Genomic DNA, 12,761 nt, shown 5'->3' on the forward strand with positions numbered 1-12,761 from the left:
TTCAATCGCCCTTCACCGGAGCCGCTCATGCTGACCGTACCTTCCACTCCGGTACCAGCCAGCAATGAATCGAGTCCTGTTGTTCAAGTCCATGATTACCGCGTTTCTCGCGCTGGCGATCCTGATCCCGCTACAGATGGTCCAGAGCATCGTGCGGGAACGCGCCGACTATCGGCAAAGTGCGCTGCAGAGCATCTGGGCGAGCTATGCGGGGCCGCAGACGGTGACGGGGCCGGTGCTCGTCATCCATTACACGGAAGTCACGCGCGTGAGTGACGACGTGCGGGCCGGCGGCAAGGCGAAAACCACCCTGAAAAGCGAGACGAAACGGCTGCTCGTGTTCCCGAAGACGCTGAACGTCGACGGCACGCTGTCGGTCAGCGAGCGCTATCGCGGCATTCACAAGGCGCTCGTGTACGGGCTCGACAGCAGGATGACGGGCACGCTGCCGCTGCCGGACCTGAAGAAGCTGCCGCAGGCCGACGGCCACGTGAGCTTCAAGATCGACGGCACGTACGTCGCGCTCGGCATCGGCGACCTTCGCGGGCTGAAGGCGCAGCCCGACCTGCGCATCGGCGGCAAGCGGATCGACGTGGAGCAGGGCACGCGGCTCGACAGCCTGCGCCAGGGCGTGCATGCGAACGTCGATCTCGCGGCGCTGGCGGAGGCAAACGCGGGGGCGACGGTCGTGCCGTTCAGCATCGGCCTGCCGCTGGCCGGCGCGGAATCGGTCGCGTTCGCGCCGGTGGGCGACCAGAACGACTTCTCGCTGAAATCGACGTGGCCGCATCCGAGCTTCGGCGGCGAATTCCTGCCGGCCGAACGCACGATCGATGCGCGCGGCTTCGTCAGCAACTGGCACGTGACGTCGTTCAACACGAAGGCGCGCGAGCAAGTGGCGTCCGGCAACGGCGGCGGCGAGATCGAGATGGCGTCGGTGTCGGTGATCGAACCCGTGAACGTCTATCTGCGGGCCGAGCGTGCGACGAAGTATGGCGCGCTGTTCGTGATGCTCACGTTCGCGAGTTTCTTCATGTACGAACTCGTGAAGCGGCTGCGCATTCACCCGATCCAGTACACGCTGGTTGGCCTGTCGCTCGCGCTGTTCTTCCTGCTGTTGCTGAGCCTGTCCGAACATATTGCGTTCGGCTATGCGTATCTCGCGGCGAGCGGCGCATGCATCGGCCTGCTCGGTTTCTACCTGTCGTTCGTGCTGCACAGCGTGAAGCGCGGCGCGACGTTCACGGTGCTGCTCGCGATGCTGTACGCGGCGCTCTACGGGCTGCTGCTGTCGGAAGACAATGCGCTGATGCTCGGTTCGCTGCTGCTGTTCGCGATTCTCGCCGGCATCATGACGCTCACGCGCCGCGTCGACTGGTATTCGCTCGGCGCCGCGTGGCAGCCGCTGGCCGACAAGCCGGGGGCGGTGAAGCCGGGCGCGCCCGCGAAGTAGGCGAGCGGGTTGCGAGCACGCGCGCGCCGGTCGGAAATACAGCGGCCGGCGCGCGTTTTCGTGCGTGCCCGACGCGTTTCAAGCAGGCGACAGCGGACGACGAAACCGCGCCAGCGGAATCTCGGCGATGGCCGAGATCTCGATCAGCAGGTCGGGATGGTAGAGACGCTCGACCTGGACGGTCGTCGTCACCGGATAGGGTTCGGCGAAGTAGGTCTTGCGGATGTCGCCGGCCTGCATGAATGCGTCGATGTCGCTGGCGTAATGGACGAGCGAGATCACGTCGCGCATCTGTCCGCCCAGTGCGGCCAGCACGTCGCGGATGTTGTCGAGCGTTTGCCGAACCTGGGCGCGCATGTCGCCGGCGCCGACTACCTGCCCGTCGCGGTCGAGCGCGACCTGCCCCTTCAGATGCACGATCCGGCCGTCGCCCTGGATCATGGCCATCGAGAACGCGCCGAACGGCGCCCAGACTTCCGGTGGATTCACGGCTTCGGCCATCGCGCAGCTCCGGTGGGGTCGGAATGGGGCGAACGCAGCGGAGTGCCGCGTTCGGCGATCGCGCCATGATGGACGCGTTCATCGTCGGTCCGCCCGGCTTGCCGAACGCGGCGGCGGCCCGGATCGCCCTATACTGACCACTCCACATTACCGGACCACGCCGTGCCGAACCAAGTTTCCGGAGATCCGTCCGTCGACGATCCCCGTCCGACCCCGCCTATACAACCCGAGCTGGAAGACTGTTGCAACAGCGGCTGCTCGCCGTGCGTTTTCGACCTGTACGACGAAGCGCTCGCGCGCTATCGCGTCGAGCTGGCCGAATGGGAAGCGCGACAAGCGCAGCGCGCGCATAGCAAATAAACCGGATGCCGGCGAGCGGCCCTGCGTTGCATGCACCGCATCGGTTGCCGCCGTTGGACTGACGAGGCCATTTCCGTCGCGCGTTACGCGTTACGCGTCACGCATCCGCATGCAGCCGCCGATGCAGCGGCCCGAGCGCCATCGACAACGCGATGCAACCCAGCAACACGATCGTCAGCGTGAACATCGACGCCCTGAATCCCTGCACGTAATCAAACGCGGCCGGATGCACGCCGAGCCGCGCGAAGAACACGCCGCCGATCGTCGCGGCGCCGACCGCCGCGCCGATCTGCAGCATCGCGCTGACCATCCCCGACGCGACCCCAGCGCGGGCCGCATCGACTTCCGCGAGCACGATCCGCACGACCGACGGCAGCACGAGCCCTTGCCCGATGCCGATCGCCGCGATGCCCGCGTAGAAGCCGGGCCCCGGCGCGCCGTCGCGGGCGAGCGCGGCAGCGATCGCGACGCCGGCCGCCAGCATCGCGAAGCCGAGCGTGAGCACGCGATACCCGCCGAAGCGGGCGACGAGGCGCGGCATCAACAGCGGGCTCGCGAGGAAGCCGATCCCGAGCGGCAGGATCGCGAACCCGGACGCGAGCGGCGACCAGTTCAGGCAGCCCTGCAGATAGATCCCGTAGCTCAGGAAGAATGCGCTCAGCATGTAGAACAGGAACGCGAGCAGCAGCCCGAGCGCGACGACCGGGTTGCGGAGCAGGCGCACGTCGAGCAGCGGATCGTGGCCGCGCGCGAGCCGGCGCGCTTCGACCGTCAGCAGCGCGCCGAGCATCGGCAGCGCGCCGACGCCGCACGCGATCATCCACAGCGGCCAGCCGGCTTCGCGACCGTGCGTGAGCGGGTACACGAGCATCAGCAGGAACAGCGACATCAGCACCGTGCCCGGCACGTCGATGCGCTGGCCGCGCGGCGCGCGGTTTTCCGGGATGAAGCGCCAGCTGCCGATCAGCGCCAGGATGCCGATCGGCAGATTGACGAGGAAGATCGCGCGCCAGCCGAGCCCGAACGGATGCAGGCTGATCAGCGCGCCGCCGCCGAGCTGGCCGATCACGGCCGCGAGGCCGAACGCGAACCCGTAGAAGCCCATCACACGCACCTGCTCCTGCGGGCTGAACACGCTGCGGATCGTCGCGAGCACCTGCGGCGCGAGGATCGCGGCGAACAGGCCCTGCAGCACGCGGCCGCCGACGAGCACCGTGCCGTTGTCGGCGAGCCCGCACAGCGTCGACGCGAGCACGAAGCCGGCCATGCCGACCATGAACATGCGCTTGCGTCCGTACAGGTCGCCGAGACGCCCGCCGGTGATCTGGACGACCGCGTTCGCGCACGCATAGGCCGACACGACGAGCTGCAACTCGGCCTGGCGCGCGCCGATGCCGTCGCGAATGGCCGGGAGCGCGAGGTTCACGATGAAGTAGTCGAGCGGCGGCAGAATGGCGCCGACCAGCAGGACGACGAGCGCCCAGCCGTGATGGCTGCGCGGCGTCGCCGCGGCAGCCGCGCCGGCCGGCGCGCAGGGGGCAAGGGTGTTGTTCGTCATGAAAGCAGGATCCGAAAAAATGAGGGCCCGATAGGCGATCGACGCACACAGGCCGTTGACCCTTATTCTGGGCATCGCCCATGGTTCGGAAAAGCGGGAAAGAGTGGTAGCATCCATCGGGTTAATCGATGGATAAGGAATGACGATGCGCGGTTTCGATCTCGACCAGTTGCGCACTTTCGCGGCGGTCGCGGACGCCGGCAGCCTGACGGCCGCCGCGCCGCGGCTGCACCTGTCGCAATCGACGGTCAGCGAGCAGGTGCGCAAGCTCGAATCGCGCGCCGGCGTGCCGCTGTTCGTGCGCAGCAAGCGCGGCGTCGAACCGACGCCGGCCGGTTCGCGGCTGCTGCAACATGCGCGGCGCATCGTCGCGCTGAACGAGGCCGCGTTCGACGAGCTGCGCGGGCAGGCGATCAAGGGCGAACTGCGCGTCGCGATCACCGACTACTACCGCACGAATGAAGTGGCGGGCATGCTGGCGCGGTTGCGCGAGTGCTACCCGCAGTTGAGCCTGCACGTGAGCGCGATGAAGAGCGCGGATATCGAAGCGGCGCACGCACGCGGGCAGATCGATCTCGGCGTCGTGATGAACATGTCGAGCGGGCCGTTCCGGCCGGCGTCGGCCGACACGCGCTGGGTGCTGCGGCGCGAACCGCTGTCGTGGGTCGCGTCGCCCGCGCTCGCCGAACAGTTGCCCGAACCGCTGCCGCTGGTGCTGCTGCCGGACGACTGCATGATGCATCAGGTCGCGGTGCGCTCGCTCGACGAACAGCACACGCCGTACGTGCTCGTGCACAGCGCGTCGGGGGTCGCGGGCTTGCAGTCGATGCTCGCGGCGGGGCTCGGGGTGGGTTGCCTGTGCGCGTCGGCGATCGGCGACGGCCTGATGCGGCTCGGCACGAAATACCGGCTGCCGCCGCTGCCCGACGCGGTGTTTTCGTTGACGCCGCCGTTGCCGGGCGAGCGCGAGACCGTCACCCAGGCGCGCGAGGTGCTGTCGCGCCAACTGCTGATGTAAAACTATGCCGCGCGTCACCGACAGGCGCGCCCGGGGGCTACAGGCATGAACGACGACGAACTGAAGAACCAGATGGCCGCGAAGCTGCAGCACGCGCTGGAGCGCGTGGTCGACGAGCGTTCGCTGATCCACTTCCTGCGGGTGCTCGGCCATGACTGGCACACGGAGCGGCAGCTCGAGGCCGATGCGCCGCTGTCGCCGTATGCCCACGCGGCGCTCGGCTGGGAAAATCGTTCGATCGGCGAATACCTGGAAGCGATGATCGACTGGGCCGAGGCGTCGGAAGAGGAGCTGCGCTGCGACGACGTGCGCGACAACCCGTGGCGGCGCATCGCCGACATCCTGTTCGCCGGGAAAAGCTACGAATAGGCGGCCCGCGCGATTCACGCGCGCCGCTTGCTACTCGGCGACTTCACCGTCCGCATACGCACGCAGTCCGTTGGCCAGTGCATCGAACACGGCCCGGCAGCGCGGGCTCGTCCGCAGGTCTTCGTGCATCACGACCCAGGTTTCCAGCCGCATCGCGGGCCCGTCCGGCAGCACGCGCACGAGCCGCGCGTCGCGTTTCGCGAGCGCCGTCTGGCAGAAGCCGATCCCGTAGCCGGCGCGGATCATCGCGAGCTGCGCGAGGTTGCTGTCGGTGCGCAGCGCGAACGCGTCGCGCTTCCACAGCGGCATGCCGCGCCCAGCCGAGCGGATGAACGGCGTGACCGTATCGAAGCCGATCAGCGCGTGATGCGCGAGTGCGTCGATCGTCGCGGGCGCGCCATGGTGCGCCAGGTAATCGTCGCGCGCATACAGCCCGACCTCGATTTCACCGACCCGCCGCGCGACGAGCGCGTCCTGCGCGGGCGGCGCCATCCGGACCGCGATATCGGCCTCGCGCTTCAGCACATCCTGGATGCGGTCGGTCGGCACCAGTTCGATCACGAGCCCCGGATGGTCGCGCCGCAACTGCACGAGCATCGGCGGCAGCACCTCGACGGCGATCACGTCGCTGGCCGAGATCCGCACGATGCCGCGCACGCCGGCGCCGTGGCTGGCCGCCGCGCGCTCGAACGCGGCCGCCGCGCTGCGCAGCGCCTCCGCATGGCCGCGCAGCGCGAGCGCGGCCTCGGTCGGCAGCAGGCCCGACGGCGAGCGCGTGAACAGCGTCTGGCCGAACGCGGCTTCGAGCGCCGCGACATGGCGGCCGGCCGTCGGCTGCGTGATGCCGAGCGCGCGCGCCGCGCCGGACAGCGAGCCCTCCGTCAGCACCGCGAGGAAGGTGCGGTAGCGTTCCCAGTTCAGATCGGTGGTCATGCATAAATGTATAGCTGATCTATGGGGTTCGGCAATTCCTTGATAGCGACCGGCGCGCCAGAATGCGTTCGTGATGGTTCCATTCAAGGAGAGCGGCAATGACGGGAAACGCAGGCGGGACGCAACGGCAGGCACTCGTGCTCGGCGCGAGCGGCGGGATCGGCGGGGAAGTCGCGCGGCAGTTGCGCGCTGCGGGCTGGCAGGTGCGGGCGCTCAAGCGCGGGCTCGATGCCGAGGTCGTGGAGCGCGACGGCATTGCATGGATGCGCGGCGACGCGCTCGATCGCGATGCGGTGGTGCGCGCCGCACGCGGCTGCAGCGTGATCGTGCATGCGGTGAACCCGCCCGGATACCGGAACTGGGCCACGCAGGTGCTGCCGATGATCGACAACACGATCGCGGCGGCCCGGGCCGCGCAGGCGACCGTCGTGCTGCCGGGCACGGTCTACAACTTCGGCGCCGATGCGTTTCCGGTGCTGCGGGAAGATGCGCCGCAGCATCCGGCGACCCGCAAGGGCGCGATTCGCGTCGAGCTGGAACGGCGGTTGCAGGACGCCAGCGCGCACGGCGTGCGGGCGATCGTCGTGCGCGCTGGCGATTTCTTCGGGCCGCAGCTCGGCAACAGCTGGTTCTCTCAGGGGCTGATCAAGCCGGGGCGGCCGGTCGCGGCCATCAGCGTGCCGAGTCGCGGCGTCGGCCATCAATGGTCGTATGTGCCGGACGTGGCCCGCGTGATGGTCGAGCTGATCGAGCGGCGCGAGACGCTGGAGCCGTTCGCGCGTTTTCATCTGGGCGGGCATTGGGATGAAGACGGCATGCAGATGGCGCAGGCCGTGCAACGCGTCGCGCAGCGGCACGGCATGCGGCCGGCGCTGCGCGATTTCCCGTGGTGGCTCGTGTGGGTAGCCGCGCCGTTCGTCACGACGCTGCGCGAATTGCTCGAGATGCGCTACCTGTGGCGCGAACCGATCCGGATGGACAACGCGCGCGTGACCGCGGTGCTCGGCCGCGAGCCGGTGACGCCGCTCGATACGGCGGTGGAGGCGACGCTGGCGGGGCTCGGGTGTCTCGGGTGAGCAATGGCGGTGTAGCACAGGCTGCGCCCGGGCACGGAAATGCGTTACGGCGGACCGAAGAATCCCCGGGACAACAATTTTCCACATACCCGCGCGCATCCGATGCGCATCATGTCGTCAACGTCGATCAACGGAAAACGGGGGGCGAGATGGCGCATTTCGGATGGAAAGCGTCGGTTGCGGGGGCCATCATGTTCACGTTGAGCGGGTGTACCAACCTGACAGGTGTGCTGTACTGCGGCAACTCGCAATTCAACTTCCCGGACTACCACTGCTTTGAGTCGTACAGGTAGGAACAGGCGCGACGACAGAACGCAGTCGCCCCCCTAATGCCGTGCGATTTTCCGTTGCCCGTCAAGCCACGACCGGCAACACCTCGACTGCATAGCGATGCGTGAGACTGCGTCCGAGCACCGGATCGTGCAGTTCCATCTCGAATGCATCGCCGTCGCCCATCGCCGCGATCGCGCCGTGCACGGCGACCGTGCCGCCGTACATCGCGCAGCGCGCGGGCATCGTGCGGCGCGCGTCGAACCGCTGCCACAGCACGTCGGGCGCGAGCAGGCCGCTGACCGCGCCGTGCTGGTACGCAATTCGTTCGCCATCGCGTGCAATCAGCCACGACCGCATCTCGATCGCGTCCCAGTGCTCCGCGACGTCCGCGTAACGCCATGCGTCGCGGCCGAGCGGCTTCGCGCATACCTGCTTCGACACGGCGACCCCGTACGCTTCGACTTCGCGATCCGTGTGGTCGGAGCCGACCGTGACCAGCGTGCCGGCCGGGCTGTCGACCAGCACGCATTCGATCTCGCCGCCCGAGCGCGCGCCGAGCACGCCGATCGACGGCGCCTGCGTGAGCAGCGCGGACGACACGCGATAGAAGCACGGCGTGGTCGACGGCGGCGCGACGCCGAGCGCCGCGAGTTCGTCGATGTGCGCGTGGATCGCGGCCGGGTCGCGGCCGGCCCAGCCGGCGATCACGACGCGTTCGATGTCGGCGTCGACGGCGGCCGGCGCGCCGTGCAGGGAAATCACGTTGAACGACAGGGTTGGCATGCAGCTATCCGTTTGAAGTGCGAAGGAATGACTCGGCTGGCGGCGGCGCTCAATCCTCGAGCGGCCGGTGCGCGGTCTCGCGCGCGGCGACGAGCGCGATCGACGTGACGACGAGCGCGACGGTGACGTACAGCGACACGGCCGTCGTCGTGCCCGTCTGTCGGAACAGCGTGGCGATCACGAGCGGCGCGAAGCCGCCGCCGACGATGCCGGCGAGCGTGTACGCGAGCGACGCGCCCGCATAGCGCACGCGCGTCGGGAACTGTTCGGTCACGAACGCGCCCTGCGGGCCGTACATCACCGCATGGATCACGAGGCCGATCGCGACGGCCGCGACGATCGCCGCGGGGCGCGCCGAATCGAGCAGCGCGAAGAACACGAACGCCCACACGATGCCGGCCATTGCGCCGGCGAGATACACGGGCCGGCGGCCGAAACGGTCCGACAGCGCGCCGAAGAACGGCACCGCGAGCGCGTTGCAGGCCGTGCCGATCATCACGGCCGTCAGCGCGACGGGGCGCGACAGGTGCAGGACGGTCGTCACGTAGGTCAGCGTGAACACGACGATCAGCGCATACAGCACGTCCGAGCCGATCCGCGAGCCTCCCGCGATCAGCAGGCGCTTCCAGTGATACTTCAGCACGTCGGCGACGGGCACGTCGGCGGTCGCGTGCGATTCGGCGAGCTGCTCGAACTGCGGCGTTTCGTCGACGCCGCGCCGCAGCCAGAAGCCGAACACGACGAGCAGCGCGCTCGCCGCGAACGGCACGCGCCAGCCCCACGACAGGAAGGTGTCGGACGTGGTCGACAGCGTGACGAGCGCGATGCAGCCGGTGCCGAGCAGCGTGCCGAACGACGGGCCGATCTGCGTCCACGATGCGGACAGCCCGCGCCGTTTCTGGTCGCCGTGCTCGACCGACAGCAGCACCGCGCCGGCCCATTCGCCGCCGAGCGCGACGCCCTGCACGAAGCGCAGCGCGACGAGCAGGATCGGGCTCAGGATGCCGGCCTGCGCATAGGTCGGCAGCGCGCCCATCAGCGCGGTCGTCACGCCCATCAGTACGAGCGTGAGCATCAGCACCGCGCGGCGGCCGATGCGGTCGCCGAGGTTGCCGAACACGAAGCCGCCGAGCGGGCGCGACACGTAGCCGACCGCGTAGGTCGAGAACGCGAGGATCGTGCCGGCCAGCGGATCGACCGACGGGAAGAACAGATGGTTGAAAACGAGCGCGGCGAGCGTGTTGTAGATCGTGAAGTCGTACCACTCGAGCGACGTGCCGATCATGCTCGCGGTCGCGAGTCGGCTGTTGCGGACACGGCGGGGCGCGTGGGCGGCGGGCTGGGCGAGAGTGCTCATGGTATCGGGCAGGTCGTGACGGATGACGGGATGAAGCGCGGAGCCGGCGTGTCGGCCGCGTGCGGAAGCGGAAGCGGAACCGGCCGGCGTCGGCGTTCAGGCAGGCAGCGCGGCGGCGGTGGCCGGTTCCGCTTCGGCGGCGCGGCGTGCAACCGGCAGCGGCGCGGCGGCGCGCCACAGCAGGTCGAAGGTGCGCACGTCGTCGTGCCCGGCGAGCGCGGCGGCCACGCGGCGCGTCGCGGCTGCGTCGCTGCCTTCGATCAGCACAAGCGCATCAGCGGCCGGGCGGGCGGCGACATCGGCGCCGATCGGCGCGGACAGGTCGGGCGCGGTGCAGAACAGTCGCGCGGCATGGATGCCCGGTTCGTGCAGCGCAGCGTCGAAGCGCTCGCGCAAGTGCGGCACGTCGATGCGGTCCGGCGGCAGCACGAACAGCGCCAGATGCGCGCCTTCGCCGTCGCCGGCCTCGATCATCAGCTCGCCGACGCGCCGCTGCGTGCCCGTCATGCGCGCGAAGTTCGCGAGCGACCACGCGGTCTGCTGCGTGAACGCGCGCCGGTACGCGTCGCCGCGGAACACGTCGAGCGCGTCCGTCACATACAGCGCGAGGTATCGGCGCGGGCCGCCGTCGGTTGCGCGAAACCGACGCGCATGCGTGAAGCCGGGAATCGCGACACGTTCCTGCATGTGCTCGCGGTCGTACCACGCGTTGAAATCGGCTTCGTGTGCGGGGTCGATATCCGTCCAGACGCAAAGCTGGCCGTGCGGAAGGGAAAGGCGGGTCATCGCGGGGTTCCTCGTGACGGGGGTGTCAGGAACCGCAGTGTCCCGAAGACGGGCCGCGCCCGTCCAACAAGAAAACAAATTCGCGGTGAACAGGTTTTCTTATGAGCGGCGCGGGCGGCGTTTTGCGGCGGGTGCGGCAGGCGAGGCGGCTTTCGTTGCGCGCTTCGTTTTCGCCGACGTGTTCGTCTTTGTCCCGGTTGCCTTGCGCGCGGGTGTTGCCCCGACGGGCGCTGCGTCGGCGGAATCGGCGGCGGCCGGCTTCGCGATGTTCGCGGCGGCCGCCATCGCGCGCGCGACCTCGCTCGCGAGTTCCGCGATACGCGCGGCAACCGGCAGCCCCTGGCTGCGGTACGTCGCGACGAGCGGCAGCGCCGGGAATTCGGGCTCGACGTCGAGCAGTTCGAGCGTGCCTTCGTGCAGCTCGCGCCCGATGATCGCAGGTGGCAGCGCGGCCACGCCGAAGCCGTCGGCGACGAGGCGGATCATCGCGGCGACCGACGTGATGCAGTTGATGCTGGCCGGCCGTTCGACGGCCGCGAACAGCCGCTCGATCGTCGCGTGCGGCCCCGAGTGGCGCGAGAAGCTGATGATCGGGTACGCGGCAAGCCGCGCGACGTCGAGCCGCTCGCCGCCGAGCCCGAGGCGCGGGCTCGCGGCCCAGCGCACCGGAAATTCGCACAGCGGCAGGTTCGTGAAATCCGGCCCCGGCACCGGGTCGGTCTGCAGGATCAGGTCGACGCCGTCGGTGCTGAGCAGACGGATCAGGTGCAGCGTCGTGTCGCTCGTGATCTCGACGTCGAGGCGCGGATAGCGCTCGCGCAGTTGCGCCATCAGCGCCGGGAACCAGCTGTGCACGATCGATTCGATCACGCCGATCCGGATCAGGCCCGCATCGCTCGCCGCGTCGATGTCGCGTCGCATTTCGCCGTCGAGCCGCACGATCCGCTCTGCGTAGGCCAGCATGCGCCGGCCCGCGGGGGTGAGCGTGGCCGAGCGCGTGTTGCGGTCGAACAGGCGCACGTCGAACGCCTCTTCGAGCGACGCGATGCGGCTCGACACGGCGGCCTGCGTCGTGTGCAGTTTCTCGGCCGTGAGCCGGAAGTTTTCCAGCTTCGCGAGCCAGACGAAGGTTTCCAGAAACCGGATGTTCATCGATGTCCGAGCGGTGAGGCTGCGCCAGGCGGGGCAGCGGGATCGGTCGATGGTAGCGGATTTTCGGGACGGGAAACGAGCGGGCGGTGCGGAGCGCGCGCCGTAGCAGGCGCCGGGACGGGCGGCGAAGTGCCGGACGACGTGCACGGAACGCGGCCCGCAGCGATGGGTCACGCGGGCGGCGCGCCCTCGCGAATCAAAGCTTGTCGAACGCAAGCGTCGGCACGTCGACGACCATCGCGCCGCCGTCCGCGACGAGCGTCGCACCGGTCACGAACGACGCATCGGGCGACGCGAGGAACGCGCAGACGGCCGCGATTTCGTCCGGATCGGCCGCGCGCCGCAGCGGCACGTCGGCGCTGACGCGTGCGTATGCACCGTCGAGCGTGTCGCCATGCGCGGCCATCAGCGGCTCCATTTCCGCATCGGCCATCGGCGTGCGGACCCAGCCCGGACAGACGGCGTTCGCCCGCACGCCGTGCGGGCCGTAGTCGCGCGCGAGCGACCGCGCGAGCCCGAGCAAAGCGTGCTTGCCGACCGTGTAGCCGCACACGCCGGGCCCGGCCGCGAGCGCCGCGATCGACGCGACCAGCACGATGCTGCCGCGTTGCGCGATCAGGTCGGGCACGCACGCACGCGCGCTGACGAACGCCGTGTCGAGGTTCGCGTGCATCGCATCGCGCCACTGCGCGTCGTCGGTTTCGTCCGCGCGGCCGACGCCGTGGCCGCCCGCGCATGCGACGAGCGCGTCGACGCGGCCGAAGCGGTCGGCGATCCGCGGCAGGAAACCGGCCCAGTCGTCGGTGCTCGCGGCGTCGCCGGCGAGTGCGAGGCCGCCCGTTTCGGCGGCCAGCGCGTCGAGCGGCGCCTGACGCCGCCCGATCAGCACGACGTGGTCGCCGCGGCTGGCGAAGCGGCGCGCACACGCGGCGCCGATGCCGGTGCCCGCGCCGGTGATCGCGATCGTGCGGGGTTGCGGGTGCGTCATGTCGTTCTCCGGAGGGGTGTCGTGTCCGGTCACTTTAGGCGGCGCCGGCTCGCGCCGGTATCAGCCGAAAGGATGAACGCGAATGACAGATGACAGCCGGCGATGACGCAACGCCGCACGGCGAGGCACCCGCGTTGCCGTTGTTCCGGATCCG

The 12,761-nt window shown here is 69.4% G+C and carries 13 protein-coding genes; 5 read left to right on the forward strand and 8 right to left on the reverse strand.

Annotated elements, in window-relative coordinates; translation table 11 throughout:
• Nucleotides 1-64 precede the first annotated feature (64 nt).
• Nucleotides 65-1,453 carry a cell envelope integrity protein CreD gene (gene creD / locus HWX03_RS18475; protein WP_175872156.1) on the forward strand — a complete coding sequence of 463 codons (1,389 nt, stop codon included), beginning with the start codon at nucleotides 65-67 and terminating at the stop codon, nucleotides 1,451-1,453.
• Nucleotides 1,454-1,531: 78 nt separating this feature from the next.
• On the opposite strand, the gene HWX03_RS18480 is transcribed toward creD, so the two are convergent.
• Entirely contained in the window at nucleotides 1,532-1,954 is a 423-nt protein-coding gene (locus HWX03_RS18480; RefSeq protein ID WP_175872157.1) for a RidA family protein, read from the reverse strand.
• Between the two features lie 162 nt (nucleotides 1,955-2,116).
• Here HWX03_RS18480 and HWX03_RS18485 point away from each other — a divergent pair, with 162 nt between their 5' ends.
• A complete protein-coding gene (locus HWX03_RS18485; RefSeq protein ID WP_175872158.1) occupies nucleotides 2,117-2,314 on the forward strand; it encodes an oxidoreductase-like domain-containing protein in 198 nt (65 codons plus the stop codon).
• A gap of 97 nt (nucleotides 2,315-2,411) precedes the next feature.
• Here HWX03_RS18485 and HWX03_RS18490 read toward each other — a convergent pair whose 3' ends face one another.
• The gene (locus HWX03_RS18490) at nucleotides 2,412-3,872 is read right to left on the reverse strand and encodes an MFS transporter (protein WP_175872159.1); all 1,461 of its coding nucleotides are present in this window, start codon (nucleotides 3,870-3,872) and stop codon (nucleotides 2,412-2,414) included.
• 145 nt (nucleotides 3,873-4,017) lie between these two features.
• Between HWX03_RS18490 and HWX03_RS18495 the strand changes: the two genes are divergently transcribed.
• Together HWX03_RS18495 and HWX03_RS18500 are read left to right on the forward strand one after the other, a co-directional pair.
• Complete coding sequence (locus tag HWX03_RS18495; RefSeq protein ID WP_175872306.1) at nucleotides 4,018-4,890, forward strand: LysR family transcriptional regulator; 873 nt, start codon at nucleotides 4,018-4,020, stop codon at nucleotides 4,888-4,890.
• A 45-nt stretch (nucleotides 4,891-4,935) separates the two neighbouring features.
• Nucleotides 4,936-5,259, forward strand: coding sequence for a hypothetical protein (locus HWX03_RS18500; protein WP_175872160.1), 324 nt, complete (start codon nucleotides 4,936-4,938; stop codon nucleotides 5,257-5,259).
• A gap of 30 nt (nucleotides 5,260-5,289) precedes the next feature.
• Here HWX03_RS18500 and HWX03_RS18505 read toward each other — a convergent pair whose 3' ends face one another.
• Complete coding sequence (locus tag HWX03_RS18505) at nucleotides 5,290-6,192, reverse strand: LysR family transcriptional regulator (RefSeq protein WP_175821804.1); 903 nt, start codon at nucleotides 6,190-6,192, stop codon at nucleotides 5,290-5,292.
• A 98-nt stretch (nucleotides 6,193-6,290) separates the two neighbouring features.
• On the opposite strand from HWX03_RS18505, the gene HWX03_RS18510 reads away from it, so the two are divergent.
• Nucleotides 6,291-7,268 carry an NAD-dependent epimerase/dehydratase family protein gene (locus HWX03_RS18510; RefSeq protein ID WP_175872161.1) on the forward strand — a complete coding sequence of 326 codons (978 nt, stop codon included), beginning with the start codon at nucleotides 6,291-6,293 and terminating at the stop codon, nucleotides 7,266-7,268.
• 354 nt (nucleotides 7,269-7,622) lie between these two features.
• Here HWX03_RS18510 and HWX03_RS18515 read toward each other — a convergent pair whose 3' ends face one another.
• The 5 genes from HWX03_RS18515 to HWX03_RS18535 form a co-directional block, all read right to left on the reverse strand.
• The gene (locus tag HWX03_RS18515; protein WP_175872162.1) at nucleotides 7,623-8,324 is read right to left on the reverse strand and encodes a DUF2848 domain-containing protein; all 702 of its coding nucleotides are present in this window, start codon (nucleotides 8,322-8,324) and stop codon (nucleotides 7,623-7,625) included.
• A gap of 49 nt (nucleotides 8,325-8,373) precedes the next feature.
• Nucleotides 8,374-9,693, reverse strand: coding sequence for an MFS transporter (locus tag HWX03_RS18520; protein WP_175872307.1), 1,320 nt, complete (start codon nucleotides 9,691-9,693; stop codon nucleotides 8,374-8,376).
• Nucleotides 9,694-9,777: 84 nt separating this feature from the next.
• The gene (locus tag HWX03_RS18525; protein WP_175872163.1) at nucleotides 9,778-10,467 is read right to left on the reverse strand and encodes a DUF4286 family protein; all 690 of its coding nucleotides are present in this window, start codon (nucleotides 10,465-10,467) and stop codon (nucleotides 9,778-9,780) included.
• A 99-nt stretch (nucleotides 10,468-10,566) separates the two neighbouring features.
• A complete protein-coding gene (locus tag HWX03_RS18530) occupies nucleotides 10,567-11,619 on the reverse strand; it encodes a LysR family transcriptional regulator (protein WP_175872164.1) in 1,053 nt (350 codons plus the stop codon).
• A 196-nt stretch (nucleotides 11,620-11,815) separates the two neighbouring features.
• The gene (locus HWX03_RS18535) at nucleotides 11,816-12,607 is read right to left on the reverse strand and encodes an SDR family oxidoreductase (RefSeq protein WP_175872165.1); all 792 of its coding nucleotides are present in this window, start codon (nucleotides 12,605-12,607) and stop codon (nucleotides 11,816-11,818) included.
• Between the last annotated feature and the right edge of the window lie 154 nt (nucleotides 12,608-12,761).

It is taken from the genome of Burkholderia sp. BCC0397 (genome assembly GCF_902832865.1).
In the GTDB taxonomy this organism is placed as follows: Bacteria; Pseudomonadota; Gammaproteobacteria; order Burkholderiales; family Burkholderiaceae; genus Burkholderia.

Coding starts and splice junctions, on each gene's coding strand:
- creD (WP_175872156.1), top strand. CDS start 65: ATGAATCGAGTCCTGTTGTTCAAGTCCATGATTACCGCGTTTCTCGCG.
- HWX03_RS18480 (WP_175872157.1), bottom strand. CDS start 1,954: ATGGCCGAAGCCGTGAATCCACCGGAAGTCTGGGCGCCGTTCGGCGCG.
- HWX03_RS18490 (WP_175872159.1), bottom strand. CDS start 3,872: ATGACGAACAACACCCTTGCCCCCTGCGCGCCGGCCGGCGCGGCTGCC.
- HWX03_RS18495 (WP_175872306.1), top strand. CDS start 4,018: ATGCGCGGTTTCGATCTCGACCAGTTGCGCACTTTCGCGGCGGTCGCG.
- HWX03_RS18500 (WP_175872160.1), top strand. CDS start 4,936: ATGAACGACGACGAACTGAAGAACCAGATGGCCGCGAAGCTGCAGCAC.
- HWX03_RS18505 (WP_175821804.1), bottom strand. CDS start 6,192: ATGACCACCGATCTGAACTGGGAACGCTACCGCACCTTCCTCGCGGTG.
- HWX03_RS18510 (WP_175872161.1), top strand. CDS start 6,291: ATGACGGGAAACGCAGGCGGGACGCAACGGCAGGCACTCGTGCTCGGC.
- HWX03_RS18515 (WP_175872162.1), bottom strand. CDS start 8,324: ATGCCAACCCTGTCGTTCAACGTGATTTCCCTGCACGGCGCGCCGGCC.
- HWX03_RS18525 (WP_175872163.1), bottom strand. CDS start 10,467: ATGACCCGCCTTTCCCTTCCGCACGGCCAGCTTTGCGTCTGGACGGAT.
- HWX03_RS18530 (WP_175872164.1), bottom strand. CDS start 11,619: ATGAACATCCGGTTTCTGGAAACCTTCGTCTGGCTCGCGAAGCTGGAA.
- HWX03_RS18535 (WP_175872165.1), bottom strand. CDS start 12,607: ATGACGCACCCGCAACCCCGCACGATCGCGATCACCGGCGCGGGCACC.